Annotated in this window: 16 protein-coding genes; 5 read left to right on the forward strand and 11 right to left on the reverse strand. The window is 59.8% G+C overall.

Translation table 11 applies throughout. The annotated features are described in order from the left end of the window. Positions 1-52: 52 nt before the first annotated feature. Positions 53-436, reverse strand: a complete 384-nt coding sequence (marA, locus tag LRS40_RS18820) for an MDR efflux pump AcrAB transcriptional activator MarA (protein ID WP_138369239.1) — start codon at positions 434-436, stop codon at positions 53-55. Between the two features lie 18 nt (positions 437-454). After that, a complete protein-coding gene (gene marR / locus LRS40_RS18825; RefSeq protein ID WP_106993851.1) occupies positions 455-889 on the reverse strand; it encodes a multiple antibiotic resistance transcriptional regulator MarR in 435 nt (144 codons plus the stop codon). A gap of 257 nt (positions 890-1146) precedes the next feature. Here marR and LRS40_RS18830 point away from each other — a divergent pair, with 257 nt between their 5' ends. Beyond that, positions 1147-1812 carry a MarC family NAAT transporter gene (locus tag LRS40_RS18830; RefSeq protein WP_142489388.1) on the forward strand — a complete coding sequence of 222 codons (666 nt, stop codon included), beginning with the start codon at positions 1147-1149 and terminating at the stop codon, positions 1810-1812. A 38-nt stretch (positions 1813-1850) separates the two neighbouring features. On the opposite strand, the gene LRS40_RS18835 is transcribed toward LRS40_RS18830, so the two are convergent. Continuing rightward, positions 1851-3047, reverse strand: coding sequence for a sugar transporter (locus tag LRS40_RS18835; RefSeq protein WP_142489389.1), 1197 nt, complete (start codon positions 3045-3047; stop codon positions 1851-1853). 175 nt (positions 3048-3222) lie between these two features. On the opposite strand from LRS40_RS18835, the gene LRS40_RS18840 reads away from it, so the two are divergent. Then, on the forward strand, positions 3223-4020 hold the full coding sequence (locus LRS40_RS18840) for a PhzF family phenazine biosynthesis protein (protein WP_231313913.1): 798 nt from the start codon (positions 3223-3225) through the stop codon (positions 4018-4020). Here the strand turns inward: LRS40_RS18840 and LRS40_RS18845 are convergent. The 7 genes from LRS40_RS18845 to LRS40_RS18875 form a co-directional block, all read right to left on the reverse strand. After that, positions 4017-4553, reverse strand: a complete 537-nt coding sequence (locus tag LRS40_RS18845) for a DUF924 family protein (RefSeq protein ID WP_231312341.1) — start codon at positions 4551-4553, stop codon at positions 4017-4019. The two genes, LRS40_RS18840 and LRS40_RS18845, sit on opposite strands and share 4 nt — an antisense overlap. A 606-nt stretch (positions 4554-5159) precedes the next feature. Further along, positions 5160-5837 (reverse strand): SDR family NAD(P)-dependent oxidoreductase, encoded by a 678-nt coding sequence (locus LRS40_RS18850; protein WP_231312342.1) that lies wholly within the window; start codon positions 5835-5837, stop codon positions 5160-5162. Position 5838: 1 nt separating this feature from the next. Then, positions 5839-6309 (reverse strand): YhcH/YjgK/YiaL family protein, encoded by a 471-nt coding sequence (locus LRS40_RS18855; protein WP_231312343.1) that lies wholly within the window; start codon positions 6307-6309, stop codon positions 5839-5841. After that, positions 6306-7475, reverse strand: coding sequence for an exo-alpha-sialidase (locus LRS40_RS18860; RefSeq protein WP_231312344.1), 1170 nt, complete (start codon positions 7473-7475; stop codon positions 6306-6308). The genes LRS40_RS18855 and LRS40_RS18860 overlap by 4 nt, the downstream gene beginning before the upstream one ends. A 1-nt stretch (position 7476) precedes the next feature. After that, entirely contained in the window at positions 7477-8889 is a 1413-nt protein-coding gene (locus LRS40_RS18865) for a sodium:solute symporter family protein (RefSeq protein WP_231312345.1), read from the reverse strand. Positions 8890-8966: 77 nt separating this feature from the next. Continuing rightward, positions 8967-9851 (reverse strand): dihydrodipicolinate synthase family protein, encoded by an 885-nt coding sequence (locus tag LRS40_RS18870; protein ID WP_231312346.1) that lies wholly within the window; start codon positions 9849-9851, stop codon positions 8967-8969. 17 nt (positions 9852-9868) lie between these two features. Then, positions 9869-11014, reverse strand: coding sequence for an iron-containing alcohol dehydrogenase (locus LRS40_RS18875; protein WP_231312347.1), 1146 nt, complete (start codon positions 11012-11014; stop codon positions 9869-9871). Between the two features lie 174 nt (positions 11015-11188). On the opposite strand from LRS40_RS18875, the gene LRS40_RS18880 reads away from it, so the two are divergent. From LRS40_RS18880 to LRS40_RS18890, 3 genes are read left to right on the forward strand one after another with little or no spacing between them, the layout of a single operon-like run. Then, the gene (locus LRS40_RS18880; protein ID WP_231312348.1) at positions 11189-12403 is read left to right on the forward strand and encodes a four-carbon acid sugar kinase family protein; all 1215 of its coding nucleotides are present in this window, start codon (positions 11189-11191) and stop codon (positions 12401-12403) included. Continuing rightward, on the forward strand, positions 12396-13382 hold the full coding sequence (locus LRS40_RS18885; RefSeq protein WP_142489399.1) for a D-threonate 4-phosphate dehydrogenase: 987 nt from the start codon (positions 12396-12398) through the stop codon (positions 13380-13382). Before LRS40_RS18880 ends, LRS40_RS18885 begins: the two co-directional genes overlap by 8 nt. Position 13383: 1 nt before the next feature. Further along, positions 13384-14145: a DeoR/GlpR family DNA-binding transcription regulator gene (locus LRS40_RS18890; RefSeq protein WP_231312349.1), complete on the forward strand. Its 762-nt coding sequence runs from the start codon at positions 13384-13386 to the stop codon at positions 14143-14145. Between the two features lie 4 nt (positions 14146-14149). Here the strand turns inward: LRS40_RS18890 and LRS40_RS18895 are convergent, their stop codons facing one another. After that, positions 14150-15094, reverse strand: coding sequence for an L-lactate dehydrogenase (locus tag LRS40_RS18895; RefSeq protein ID WP_142489401.1), 945 nt, complete (start codon positions 15092-15094; stop codon positions 14150-14152). Positions 15095-15243: the final 149 nt, after the last annotated feature.

The following is a 15243-nucleotide window of genomic DNA, read 5'->3' on the forward strand; positions in this document are numbered from 1 at the left end:
ATTTCCTCGATACGTCTTAGAGCCTACGGGACCAGGCTCTTAATACAGGCGTTTAGCAGTTACAGTGGTTAATCGGAAGCAGATACCGGGATTCCCCATGCATATTGGTGATGCGATATTTATGCGGTGGAACGTCGAAGTAGTTCTTGAACGTGCGTGTCAGGGTCTGCTGCGATTCAAACCCATAACGCTCAGCCAGATACAGGATCGGCTCGTTACTTTCCTTCAGCTTCTGCGCGATTTCCGTTAATTTGCGGCTGCGGATGTACTGGCCTAATGAGTGGCCGGTCTCTTTTTTAAACATCCGTTGCAGGTGCCATTTTGAGTAACCTGAACGCTCAGACACTTTCTCAAGCGAGAGCGGCGACTCCAGGTTATCTTCGATCCAGCCCAAAATGCTATGAATAGTGATGGCGTCAGTATTGCGTCTGGACATCGTCATACCTCTTTCTGTTTACGGCAGGATTTTCTTAAGCAAGTGCTCAAGAGTTGCCACTTCGTCCGCCGTTAAGTTTTTTGTTAGTTCCTGGTGCAGTTTTTGTCCTACTAATTGATGACATTGTTCACACATTGCCGCGCCGTCGCTGGTCAATTGCACCAGCACGCCGCGTTTGTCATTCGGATTCGGGCGGCGTTCAATCCACCCCTTGCAGACCAGCCGATCCATCATGCGCGTCAGCGCGCCGAGGTCGACAGATAAGATTTTCTTCAGCTCAACCGGGGTGATACACACTTCGCAGCGCACAGAACAGAGCACTTTAAACTGGGTTGCGGTGATATCCAGCGGTGATAAATAATCATTGAGCAGGCGGTCTTTCTTCTGGTTAACCATGTAGATAAGCCGACCCAGCGGAATGATTTCGTTGAAGAGGTCACTGGTGCTTTTCACAATGGTTGCCCTGGCAAGTAGTTTAATCACGGCAGATATTATTGCTCAGGCAACTATAAGTCAACTGAATGCATTTGCTTATGACACGATTTGCTAAAGCGATTCAGATCACTTTTTTGCCCGCCAGGGGGATCGTCATATCATCGGGATAAATTGATTTCGGAGCGAAAATATTACTTACGATGTGTGCGTAGCTGTAACGGTTGTTTTGACCCTATACTTGCCTGGTTAATTTTTGATAAGGACGAATCCGTAAAATGGTTGATTTAATTAAAGCAATTGGTCTTGGGCTGGTGGTGCTGTTACCCCTGGCAAACCCGTTAACCACCGTTGCGCTTTTCCTTGGCCTGGCGGGCGACATGAACCGTGAACAACGTAATCATCAGTCGCTCATGGCCTCCGTTTACGTCTTCGCGATCATGATGGTGGCGTACTACGCCGGGCAGCTGGTAATGAACACCTTCGGGATCTCCATTCCCGGCCTCCGAATTGCGGGGGGGCTGATCGTGGCCTTTATCGGTTTCAGAATGCTGTTCCCCGCGCCGAAATCGCCGGATGATTCAGACGTGCAGGACGCGCTGGAAGATAAGCAAAATAAAGCGGCTCCGAACATTGCCTTCGTGCCGCTGGCGATGCCAAGCACCGCAGGTCCGGGTACCATTGCGATGATCATCAGCTCCGCCTCGACGGTGCGCAGCGGTTCTGCTTTCCCGGACTGGGTGGTCATGATTGCGCCGCCGCTGATTTTTGCCATTATCGGCGTGATCCTGTGGGGCTGTCTGCGTAGCTCGGGCGCGATTATGCGCTGGGTGGGCAAAGACGGTATCGAAGCCATCTCCCGCCTGATGGGCTTCCTGCTGGTCTGTATGGGCGTGCAGTTTATTATTAACGGCGTGCTGGAAATTATTAAAACCTACCCGTAATAACTGAACCGGGTGGCGCTCGCCACCCGATTACCTCTCTAGCTGTGATGCGGTTGCTCTTCCAGGGCGACGGGCCATTTGCGAAAGATCAGCACCGACCAGATCAGCGCCGCAAGGGCCGGGATCGCCCCCAGATAACCGATCGACGCCATCGACAGATGCAGGATCACCTGATTGCCCACCAGCGCACCCGCGCCAATCCCCAGGTTGAAAATACCCGAGAACAGCGCCATCGCCACGTCCGTGGCATCCGGCGCCAGGGCCAGCACTTTCACCTGCATTCCAAGACCGATAATCATGATTGCCACGCCCCAGACGATGCTCAGCAGGGCGAGATTTGTCTCACTGCCCGAGGCGGGCAGCAGCAGAAGCAGACACGCCAGCAGCAGGCCAATGGCGCTGCTCACCAGCAGCGAGGCGTGACGGTTGCCGAGCTTGCCAAACAGCAGGCTGCCGATAATGCCTGCGCCGCCCAGCAGCAACAGCAATACCGTGGCAAAGCTGGCGCTGAACCCGGCGATGGTCTGCACAAACGGCTCGATGTAGCTGTAGGCGGTGTAATGGGCTGTCACCACGACGACCGTCAGCAGATAGAGGCTCATCAGCGCCGGACGACGCATCAGCAGCGGCAGGCTTTTCAGCGAGCCGGAATGCTCACTTGGCAGTTTGGGTAACAGCTTGATCAGACACAGCAGGGTGAACAGCGCCCCGAGCCCAATAACGAAAAAGGTGGTACGCCAGCCAAATATCTGTCCGACGATGCGGCCGATTGGCAGCCCGAGCACCATCGCCAGCGCGGTGCCGGTGGCCAGCAGGCTCAGGGCCTGAGCGCGCTTCCCGGCCGGGGCCAGGCGGATCGCCAGCGAAGCGGTAATTGACCAGAAAATGGCGTGCGCGAAGGCAATGCCGATCCGGCTTATCACCAGCACCGTGAAGTTCCACGCGAGGAACGACAGCACATGACTGGCAATAAACAGCACAAACAGCCCGATCAGCAGTTTGCGCCGCTCCATCTGGCTGGTGAGCAGCATAAAGGGTAACGACATCATCGCCACCACCCAGGCATAGATGGTGAGCATGATCCCCACCTGCGCGGTCTCCATGCCAAAGCTGCTGGCGATATCCGAGAGCAGGCCGACGGGGACAAATTCAGTGGTATTGAAGATAAAGGCGGCAACGGCGAGCGTGACCACCCGTAGCCACGCGACCCTGCGGGAAACGGTGTTGGTTGTCATAGGGAAATCCGGGAGTCGTTACGTCAATGAGGTGCGGCGATCTTAAAACCTTCCCTGCTGAAAATACAATCATTTTGTGATGTAGATCTCACTATAACCAAAAAGTAATAGCTGGTGAAACAGGGTATTTTCCATGAATATAGGATGCAACATTACGTTAACAGTGGGTAAAGCAATGCAGGAGATTGAGTTTTATCTGGTCGATGCGTTTAGCGATCGCGCGTTTGGTGGGAATCCTGCAGCCGTTTGCCCGCTCGAGGAGTGGCTACCGGATGACGTGCTGTTAAAGATGGCCCAGCAGCATAACCAGTCGGAAACCGCCTTTTTCGTGCGTACCGACGTGGGCTTTGAACTGCGCTGGTTTACCACTCAGTACGAGATTAACCTTTGCGGTCACGCGACGCTCGCCAGCGCCCACGTGATTTTTGAGTATCTGGACTACCCACACACCGAGATCGTTTTCTCCACCCGTTTTGTCGGCGACCTGAAGGTCACCCGCAGCGGCGACTGGTTAACGCTTAACTTCCCGGCGTGGAGCAGCGAGCCGGTAGACAACCCACCAGCGCTGCTGTTCAGTACCCTCGGCATCACCGGGGCGAAGGAGGTGCGGGCAGGGCGCGACTACATGGTGGTGCTGGAGAACCAGCAGCAGCTTGAGGCGTTGACCCCGGATATCGACGGCATGATGCCGCTGGATAAGATGGTCTGCGTCACCGCCCCAGGGGATGAGTATGACTTTGTCAGCCGCTTCTTCTGCCCGGGCGAGTCGGTGGCGGAAGATCCGGTGACCGGCTCCGCCCACAGCATGCTGATCCCGTACTGGAGCGAAAAGCTGGGTAAAACGTCGCTACAGGCCCGTCAGGTCTCGCCCCGCGGCGGCGATCTGCGCTGCGAGCTGAAGGGCGACCGGGTATTGATTGGCGGCCAGGCGGCGCTCTATCTGAAGGGCACCGTTTACCTGCGCGGCCATTAAAAGCCTTTGCTGTGCTTCAGCCACTCCACCTCTTCGGGGGTGGATGGGCGATTAAGCAGACTGTTGCGGTGCGGGTAGCGGCCAAAGCGCTCAATAATCGCCCGGTGCTTGATTTCCGCATTCAGAAAGCCCGGCACGTTCAGGGCGGTGAACAGCCGCTCTGCCTCCTGATGAATCACTCGTGATTCCGCATGCATCATCGGCAGCAGTGAGACGCCTTTTTCGTTGCTGTCCAGCTCCTGCCACATCGGCTGATAAACCAGCTCCTGGGAGAGGATCAGCGCCATGCCGTCCTGCTGCCAGGCGCGTGCGTCGTTGCGGTTCAGGTTGCGCGAGAGTTGATCGAGCAAAACGATCTCCGCCAGCCGTCCGCGCGGCGTGTCCCGCCAGTGAAACAGCTCCCCCCGACAGGCGGCCTGCCACAAGGGGTAGAAGCGGTGTTTGCACTGGGCGTCGAAATCATCATTGCGGGAAAACCAGAGCGGTTGATGCTGCTCGTGAAACCAGAATTCAAGCAGAGAAGCGTATTCCATGGCGGGTTCCGGCGTTGGGGTTAAGGCGCTCATACAAATGTAGGCCGGGTAAGGCGCAGCCGCCACCCGGCGTGGTTTGGCACCCTGAGGTCTGCAACGCCGGGAGGCGCTGGCGCTTGCCCGGCCTACGGTGCGGTGCGGTTTTTGTAGGACGGGTAAGGCGCAGCCGCCACCCGGCGTGGTTTGACATCCTGCGGTCTGCAACGCCGGGCGGCGCTGGCGCTTGCCCGGCCTACGGTGTGGTGCGTTTTTTGTAGGACGGGTAAGGCGCAGCCGCCACCCGGCGTGGTTTGACATCCTGCGGTCTGCATCGCCGGGCGGCGCTGGCGCTTGCCCGGCCCACGGTGTGGTGCGGTTTTTGTAGGACGGGTAAGGCGCAGCCGCCACCCGGCGTGGTTTGGCACCCAGCGGTCTGCAACGCCGGGCGGCGCTGGCGCTTGCCCGGCCTACGGTGCGGTGCGATTTTTGTAGGACGGGTAAGGCGTGGTTTGGCACCCTGAGGTCTGCAACGCCGGGCGGCGCTGGCGCTTGCCCGGCCTACGATGTGGTTCGGTTTTTGTAGGCCGGGTAAGGCGCAGCCGCCACCCGGCAAACAGGCCGCACAACTCACCCCAGCGACGCGCCACCGCACAGCACCAGCTCCTGCCCGGTGATGGGCGCGGCCTCGGCGCTCAGCAGATAGTTGACCATCGCCGCCACCTCTTCCGGGGCGATCAGCCTCCCCATCGGCGGCATTTTTGGCGGTGACGTTTGCCGTCCGGGCGCACTCAACATCGGGGTCTGCGTCGCACCCGGGGCCACCACGTTGGCGGTGATCCCGCGCGGAGCCAGCTCCGCCGCCCAGCTGCGCACCATCCCAACCAGTGCCGCCTTGGTCGCAACATACTGCGAGCGCCCGGCCGCTCCCCGTGAGGTGCGGCTGCCGATAGCGATCAGCCGTCCACCCGCGCTCATCCGCGGGGCAAAGTGGTTAAACAGGATCTCGGCGGCGTGGATATGCAGCCCCCACAGACGAGCGCTGACCGCCGGATCCAGTTCGCCGAGCGGGGCGGCCGCCATCATTCCGGCGGCATGGACGATCGCCTGCGGCACCGGCAGGGTATTGAGCGTGGCGCTGAACGTGACGCTGTCACTTAAATCCACGCTCAGGCTGGTAAAGTTCGGGTGTCCGCACTCCACTTCGCGTCGGCTTAAGCCCGTCACCTGCCAGCCTTCCGCCAGCAGGCGTTTGACGATAGCTTCGCCGATGCCCGAGCTGGCACCGGTGACAATCGCATGGCGCATATCACACCTCCAGCAGGGCGCGTGGCACCTTGAACACCGCCTTGCGCACGGTCATCGGCGCGTTCACCGCGCACAGCGCCTGATGCGGCTCGCCTGGGAGAAACACCGCAAAATCCCCGCTGCGTAAGGTAATGCTCACCGGATGCTGCGCCCCGGCTGCGATCCAGAGATCCGGTTTGCGCTCTTCGTCGCCGACCTGCGCGACAGACTGCATCCCGGCGCGGATCGTCTCTTCACCCGCAAGCACCACCTGAATATCGGCATATAAATAGTGATATTCGGTATGACGCTCGGCCTGCGGCTGAGTCTGCGCCGGGCCGATATGGCAGAACCACGGACAGCCTTGCGGCTGCCAGCGTCCGTCATCCCGGGCGGTGAGCGCCGTCAGGGAACAGTCCGGGCGCTCGAGGATCGCCCGCAGCACCGGCGGGAGCCCCGCCAGCGGCAGGGCGTTAAGATGACCAATAATCACTGTTGCGGCTCCTTTACCCACTCCGGCGACACGCGCACATACTTGATCGCCTGGCGGAAGTAGGTGTAGGCGATATGCAGCGACCCGTCGGCACCCTGTTTGATGCTGGGATAGGAGAACTCGCGGTTCAGTTTCTCCAGCGAGTTGTTAGTCATGCAGTAGCCGTCACCCTCGTCGAGATTGCGCTGCCAGGCCCAGCTTTTCCCGCCGTCGTTGGATATTGCCACCGTCATTGGCGCGCGTGGGGCGCCCCAGAAGGCGGCGCGACCGTGGGTCACCTCCGGCTCTTTACGGCCATCGCCGTCGTCGATCTCGTCATACAGCGAGGCGCGGCGCTCCAGCGCACCCGCCGCGCTCATGTGGTTGAACACCAGCGCCAGCCCGCCGCTGGCAAGGGTGGTGACCTGAATCGACGAGTTGTTGTTCGGCAGCGCTGTAGGTTCCGGCACCGACCAGCTTTCGCCGTTGTCCAGCGACTGGCTGATGTAGATATTGTCCGCCCAGCGGCTGCGATACAGCGCCACCAGATGGCCGTTATTCAGGGCGGTGATGTTCATGTGCACGCAGCCCAGGCTCTCCGGCACCTCGACGTCGCGCCAGCTTTTACCCTGGTCTTCGGAGATTTTCACCGCGCTGATGTCGTCATTACCCACCCATTTTTCGCCCGGCTGGGTGCGGCAGTAGAAGACCGGCAGCAACCAGGTGCCGTTCTCCAGCACCACAATGGGCTGGCGAATAAAGGTGCCGGGTTTATCCAGCAGGGTGGCGATCTCGCCCCAGCTTTTACCCAAATCCTCAGACTTGCGGTAACGGACGATGGCGGTGTCCTGGTTGCCGGAGAGCTGCGCGGTCCACAGCAGCCACAGCACGTTGTCCGGGGCGAGGAACAGCACCGGGTTCTGCTCCGAGCGGCTGGCATCGTCCGACAGCTTCACCGCTTCGCTCCACTGATTGCTGCCCGGGGCCAGGCGCGACCCCCACACTGAAATATCAGCGATCCCTTCCTGGGTGCCGCCAAACCAGACGCACATCAGGGTGCCATCCGGCAGCGGCAGCAGGTTCGCGGCGTGGTTCTGCGGGCAGGAAGAGGGCAGCATCGCCGTTTCCACGCGGGCATCCTGCGGCTGCGGGCGAACAATCCCGTCACGGGTTACGGTTACAGACATATCAGACTCCATTATGTTGAACAGGGGCAGGCGCTTTGCGATCCGCTTTGTTAGGGATCAGACGGTCGAGGACCATAATCACCGCCGGGGTGATCAGCGCGATATACATATTGTTAATGCCAAACGGGTCGCCCAGCAGATACCACAGGGAGGTCACGACGCAGGCACCAATCAGGCCGGCGTTGGCACCCCGGGTGCTCTTAAAGAACGGGGCATAGAAGGCAATGACCGCCACCACCGTAATCGACAGACGAATGGCGCGGGTGAAGAAGGACAGCTTCAGCACTTCCGGCACCAGCAGGACGAAAATCAGCGGCAGGAAGCCAATCAGCAGCGACATCCAGCGGGTGGCTTTAAACTCCTGCTCCGGGGTGGGGTTGCGGTACGGCACGTAAAAATCTTTCACTACCAGCGAGGCGATAGCCAGCGCCACGGTACTCACGCTCACGAAGATTGACGCTACAAGTGACGTTGTCACCAGACCGGCCAGCCACGGGTTCATGTCCTGCAGGAAGATCGGCATGGCGTACAGGCTGTCGATCTCCGGGTGCAGATACTTCGCCGCCACGCCGATCACCGCAATCGCCAGGGCGATCGGCAGGCAGAAGAAGAACGCCACCCAGGTGGAGCGTTTGGCCGACTTCACATCTTTGGTGGAGGAGATGGCCTGGATCACAAACTGGGTACAGAAAATGGAACCGATGGTGCCGATCAGCCAGGCGAAGATGGTGCTGGCGCCGATGTTGCCATCCCAGGTCCAGTAGTACGACGGCATCTGCTCAATCATTGGCGTAAAGCCGCCGGTTTTGGAGAGCGCGAAGCCCATGATCACCAGGATACCGAAATACTTGAGAGCGCTGTGCAGCAGCGTGACCCAGGCCACGCCCTTCATGCCGCCAAAGGCGAAGTAGAAGGTACTGACTACCGCAGTGATAAAGGCCGCGACCGGCAGGTTGACCTTCAGCACGGTGGAGATGGCCGCCGCGCCGGAGACATAGTTGCCGACGTTCACCAGCAGCAGGGCGTAAATCATGATGATCGAGATAATGTTTTTGGTGCTGGTGCCGTACTTCTCGGCAATCGCCCCGGAGATGGTGATTTTGCCGGTGCTGTAGATGCGCTTCACCAGCAACAGGCCAAACAGCGGGAAGCCAATCGCCGCGACAATCACCGACCAGGAGGCGGCAAAACCATCCTCGAACGCCGCCTGGGCGGTGCCGATGGTGGATTTGGCGCCGATGTATTCGGACATCAGCAGGATCCCGACGATAAACGCCGGCATCGCCCGGGAGCCCTCCATAAAATCGCCGGAGTTTTTACTGCGCAACCGGAAGGTCAGCCATGTGGTAAACAGGATGTAGACAATCACAATGCCTACGATGATCAGGGTATCTTCAGCGGTAAAATTGTTCATCTTTGCCTCTCTTCAGGGCGTAGGAACCCTGGGCGCCAGCGGCACCCGGTATTCTTATGGACGAAATCAAACGCCGGTTACTGCAGTGACTTCGTCACTATCTGGCGGATCTGTTCAGTCTGTTGCGCATCAAAAGCCACCGCGTAGCGGCTTTCACCCACCTCTTCGCCCATCACCTGCAGCGCCTTTTTCACGGCGGCCGGAGAGAAGGCAATTTTATATAAATTCGTTCGCAGCTCGGTGACGCTCTCCTGCGCCTGACGCGAGCCGTCAATATCGCCCGCCTGGTAACACGCCCAGATGGCGTTGATCGCCGCCGGGGCGACGTTCGCTAGCCCGGAAATACAGGCGGAACAGCCCTCGACAAAGCCCTGGTGGATCAGCGAGTCCGGGCCGTTCAGCACGGCGAAATCCTCGATGCCCTGGGCGGCCTTCAGGAAACCGCTCAGGCTCTCATAGCTGCCCGCGCTGTCCTTAATGCCGATGATGTTCGGGTGCGAAGCCAGCACCCGCGCGGTGTGCGGTTCAATAGTGTTGCCGGTGCGCGCCGGGATGTTGTAGAGAAATACCGGCACCGTCAGGGCATCGGCGATGGCGGTATAATGGGCGATCAGCTCCGCCTGGGTCAGGGGCACAAACCACGGGGTGATCACCGAGACCGCATCGACGCCCAGGGCTTCGACCTGCTTGCCGAGACGAATAGTGGCGCGGGTGGAGATCTCCCCGATGTGCGCCACCACCGGCGCACGGCCTGCGACCTCTTCCACGCAGGTGCGGGCGACGGCCACCTTTTCCTCTTCGGTCAGCACAAAGAACTCACCGTTGGTACCGCCGCAGAAAATGCCGTTTCCCGCCGCCAGCTGGCGCTGGATCTGGCGTTTCAGTCCCGGCAGATGCAGCGCGCCATCCTCCGTAAAGGGGGTGACGATTGCCGTCAGCACGCCTTCAATCTTGTTACGCATTTCTCACTCCTTCGATGTTAAATTTCGGGGAACAGGGTCTGATAAATGCCCTGCACCTCGGCATGGCTGACCTGACGCGGGGCGTTGTTCATCAGGCGTTTTACGTTCAGGGCGGCATCGCTCAGGGAGGCGATGTCATCCCGCGGTACGCCCAGCGTTTCGAGGTTGTCCGGTAAGTTCAGGCGGCGGACCAGGGCGGCAAACCACGCCACAAGCGCGTGGGATTTCTCTTCTGCCGACAGGGAGGTATCCGCACCCGGCACCAGATCCCACACCTGCGCAAATTTTTCGACGGCATCCGGGCGCACCACGCGCATGCAGGGCGCCAACAGAATGGCGTTCGCGACCCCGTGCGGCAGGTGATACTTGCCGCCCAGCGGATAGGAAAGGGCATGCACCAGATGGGTTCCGGCATGGGCAATGGCTACGCCGCCGTAGTACGAGGCCCACAGCATCTCCAGCTTCGCCGCCAGGTTATGCGGCTCGGCGCAGGCGGTTTCGATATTGTTCAGCAGCTTGCGCAGGCCAATCAGCGCCGCGTTGTCGCTCACCGGATTCGCCACGGTGGCGGTAAAGCATTCGATAAGGTGACACAGGGCATCGATCCCGGTGGAGGAGGCAATGTGCGGCGGCATGCTGGTGGTCAGTTCGGGTAACAGCGCCACGTAATCCGGCAGCAGCACCGGAGAGATAATGCCGATTTTGGTGCTATGCTCAGGAATGGCGAGGATCGCGTTCGGCGTGGCTTCAGAGCCGGTGCCGGCGCTGGCCGGAATCAGTAATGAGGCGAGGCGCAGGGTCGGTTTTTCACCCGCCAGCAGGGCATCCAGCCCCGGTGAAGCAGGATGGCACAGCACGGAGAGCAGTTTCGCCACATCCAGTACGCTGCCGCCGCCCACGCCTACCACCAGATCAAAGTCGGTGTTGTTGATCTCCGCCAGCAGGGCGCGAACGTCATGGTTGCTGGGCTCCGGCGGCACGCTTTCGATCACGCTGACGCTACGGTTGTCGGCTTCCAGCAGGGCGCGGATGGCGAGAGCGGCGTCCAGACGAGCGATATTGCCGTCGGTGACCAGTAAAAGGCGCGTCTTGCCTGCCAGCAGTGGCGCGAGGGCCGGGATCGCACCCGCACCGCTGATAATTGTACTGTTAATGGTTAACACATTGCTCTCCTGTTGCTGTGTCTGTGATTGATTTCGCTCAAACCCGGCAATCACACTCATCGTGTGTCTAAATTTATAATTTATTCGCAAACTGAATACCTTGATCTTGCTCACACATAATCAATCGTGATTGAATATAATCATTATCAGGAAATGCGAACCTTTGGGGATGGAATGAACAACCTGAACAGAGAAGTGGTGGCGATCGCCGATGACTTTACCGGTGCGAACGACGCGGGGGTTAGCCTGGCGTTAAGCGGTAAAAAAGTCAGCGTGGCGTTTCAGACTCCCTTTACCGGCGACACCGATGCGCTGGTTATTAATAGCGAGAGTCGTGCGCTTCGGGCATCAGAGGCCGCTGAAAAGCTGAAGCACTACGCTGCCGAGATTAACGCCGCGAAATGGCTGGTGAAGAAAATCGACTCCACCCTGCGCGGCAACCCGGGGGCAGAGGTGGAGGCGCTGCTGCGTCTCAGCGGTCAGCGTCAGGCCATTATCGCCCCGGCCTTCCCGGCGGCGGGGCGCACCACGCGAAACGGCGTCTGCCTGGTTAACGGCGTGCCGGTCACAGAGACCGAATTTGCCAGCGACCCGAAAACCCCGGTGCGTCATGCCCACATTGCGGCGGTGCTGGCGGAGCAAACCCGGCTTAACAGCGTGGTCGTTACTCCGCAGCAGCTGACGGCAGCACTACATAGTGGTGCGCAGCTGGTGATTGTCGATGCGCAGAGCGACGACGAGCTGGATCAGATTATCAGTACGGCCTTTACCTGCGATGAACGCCCGCTGCTGGTGGGCTCCGCCGGGCTGTGCGATGCCCTGGCGCGCCGTCTGGCGACGCCGCGTCAGCTGCTGGCGGTTATCGGTTCGATGAGTGAGATTGCTCAGCAGCAGATCCAGCGGGTGGGCACTCAGCATAACGTCAGCAGGGTACTTATAGATATCAATGATGTGTTCAGCGATGCGCTGGCGGGCTATCAGCAGCAAATCGCTGCTGCACTGGCGGCAGGCCAGCACTGCGTGGTGCATACCTGCGCCGATACACAGGCCCGGCATCAGATCGACACCCTGTGTCAGCAGCGCGGGTTAAGCCGTGCCGCGCTCGGGGAGACCATCAGCGCGTTTCTTGGCGAGCTTACGCGCAGGGTGCTGGAGAGCCATAGCCCGGCGGCGCTGTACGTCTCCGGGGGCGACGTGGCAATGGCGGTCGCCAGCGCGCTCAACGCGCAAGGATTTGCCATACGCGGACAAGTGGCGCAGTGCGTGCCGTTTGGTCGGTTTTTAGGTTGTCGCTGGCAGGGGCCAGTCATGACCAAAGCGGGTGGTTTTGGTACTGAAACCACGCTGCTTGAGGTTTTGCATTTTATCGAGGAGAAGATGAGTGACTAATATCATTGCTGTAACCATGGGCGACCCGGCGGGTATTGGCCCGGAGATCATTATCAAATCCCTGACCGGAGGCGAACTGTCCGGCGCGCCGTTGGTGGTGGTCGGCTGCGCCCGTACCCTGCAACGGGTGCTGGAGAAGGGCATCACCGCCCCGGCGGAGTTACGCGTGATTACCCGCGTCAGCGAGGCGCAGTTCGGCCCGGCCATCATCAACGTGCTGGACGAGCCGCTGGCGGATCCCGAGGCGTTGCAGCCCGGCGTGGTGCAGGCCCAGGCAGGCGATCTGGCCTACCGCTGCGTGCGTCGCGCCACCGAGCTGGCGATGGCAGGCGAGGTGAAAGCCATTGCCACAGCGCCGCTCAACAAAGAGGCGCTGCACCTGGCGGGCCATCACTATCCGGGCCATACCGAACTGCTGGCGCACCTCACCGACAGCAAAGATTACGCGATGGTGCTCTATACCGACCAGCTGAAGGTGATCCACATCACTACCCATATCGCGTTGCGCAAATTCCTTGATACCCTTAACCAGGATCGGGTAAAAACCGTGATTGGCATTGCGGATACCTTCCTCAAGCGCGTGGGGTATAAGAATCCGCGTATCGCCGTGGCCGGGGTCAACCCGCACGCCGGGGAGAACGGTCTGTTTGGCGACGAAGAGATCAAGATTGTCGGTCCGGCGGTGGAAGCGATGAAGGCCCAGGGTCTGAATGTGTCAGGGCCATGCCCGCCGGATACGGTGTTTATGCAGTGTCACGAAGGAATGTACGACATGGTAGTGGCGATGTATCACGATCAGGGGCATATTCCGTTAAAATTACTCGGCTTTTACGACGGGGTGAACATCACCGCCGGGCTGCCGTTTATCCGCACGTCTGCCGACCATGGCACCGCGTTCGACATTGCGTGGACAGGTAAAGCGAAGTCTGAGAGCATGACGGTCTCTATCCAGTTAGCGATGCAAATCACACGGGAATAATATGAAGGGATATAGCCGGTTAGAACAGATAATGGACTACCTGAAAGGGCACAACCTGGTGACGGTGGATCAGCTGGTGGCGGCCACGGACGCCTCGCCCGCGACCATTCGCCGGGATCTGATTAAGCTCGATCAGGAGGGGGTTATCAGCCGCACCCACGGCGGCGTGACCCTGAACCGGTTCATCCCTTCACAGCCCACCACCAGCGAAAAGATGCAGCGCAGCCTGGCGGAGAAACACGCCATCGCCTGCGCGGCAGCCAGCTTTGTTAAGGCCGGCGACGCGGTGGTGCTCGATGCGGGCACCACCATGATTGAACTCGCGCGCCAGCTGACCCATCTGCCGCTGCGCGTCATCACCAGCGATCTGCATATCGCCCTGTTTCTGTCCGAGTTTAAGCAGATTGAGGTGACGATCATTGGCGGGCGCATCGACGACTCGAGCCAGTCCTGCATTGGCGAGCACGGTCGCCGCCTGCTGCAAAACGTCTGGCCGGATATCGCCTTTGTCAGCTGTAACGGCTGGGATCTGCAGCGCGGCATCACCTCGCCGACGGAAGAGAAAGCGGCCCTGAAGCGGGATCTGATCGCCAACGCCCGCCGCCGGGTGCTGCTGGCCGACAGCTCGAAATATGGCGCCTGGTCGCTGTTTAACGTGGCACACCTCAACACCCTGACCGATATTGTCACCGACAAACGGCTGGACGAAGGGGTGCAACAGACCCTAAGCCAGCTGGATGCCACCCTGAGCTTAGCGCCTTAAGGGCTCAGGGCAGGCGGGCGATATTGGCTTTGATCACCTCCGCCGAATGGCGGAATTTTTGCAGTTCATCCTCTGCCAGCTTCAGCTCAATGATCTGCTGGACGCCGCTCTGGGCCAGCACCGCCGGCACGCCGATCGCCACGCCGTCTACCCCATACTCACCCTCCAGAATGCAGGAGATCGCCAGCGCCCGGTGGCTGCCGGTGAAGATATTGCGACAGATTTCAGCGATGGTGGCGGCGATGCCGTACTCCGTGCAGCCCTTACGGGCATAGATCTCAAAGCCCTGTTTGCGCACGCGCTCGGCCAGTTCATCAAAATCCAGGGTTTTGCCGGTGTGACGCTGATAAACGTCAGCAATCGGCGAGCCGTAGACCGCCGAATGCGACCAGACCGGGAACTGCGTATCCCCGTGCTCACCCAGAATAAAGGCATCGATGCTCTGCGCGCCGATATCCAGCGCCTGCGCCAGGGTCCGTCGCAGGCGGGTAGTATCCAGCCAGACGCCGGTACCAATGACCTGCTGACGCGGCAGGCCGGAGAGCTGCCACACCTGCCAGGTGATGATGTCGCACGGGTTGGTCGCGATCAGAAAAATGCCGTTAAACCCGCCCGCCATCATCTGCGGGACAATGTTTTTCACAATGCTGGCGGTAGCGGTCAGCTCATCCAGCCGCGTCTGCCCCGGTTTGAGGGCGCCGCCGGAGACGGTGATCACCGCGATATCCACATCGGCACAGTCGCTCGCCTCACGGGTGGAGATGGTCATCATCCCGGGCATAAAGGCGGCGGCATCCGACAGATCCCAGGCGTGGCCTTCACTGCGCGGCTGGTTGATATCCACCAGCAGCAGCTCTTCACAGATATTCTGGTTCAGCAGGGCGTAGGCGGCGGAGGTACCGACGTTTCCGGCCCCGATAATCATCACTTTGCGGGCTTTGGTGTTCATTGTTTTTCCTGAGATTTTAACCGTGACTGTGCCCAAACTTACGCCGCAGGCGCAGGGGGCGCAATTGCTGGCGGCAGCTATAAGTTAAAAATATGCCTGCTCGCTCGTCAGGCGGCGTTATGGTGGAGAAAAACGACAAAAGGAGCCTG

Source organism: Leclercia sp. G3L (assembly GCF_021117075.1).
GTDB lineage: Bacteria > Pseudomonadota > Gammaproteobacteria > Enterobacterales > Enterobacteriaceae > Enterobacter > Enterobacter adecarboxylatus_C.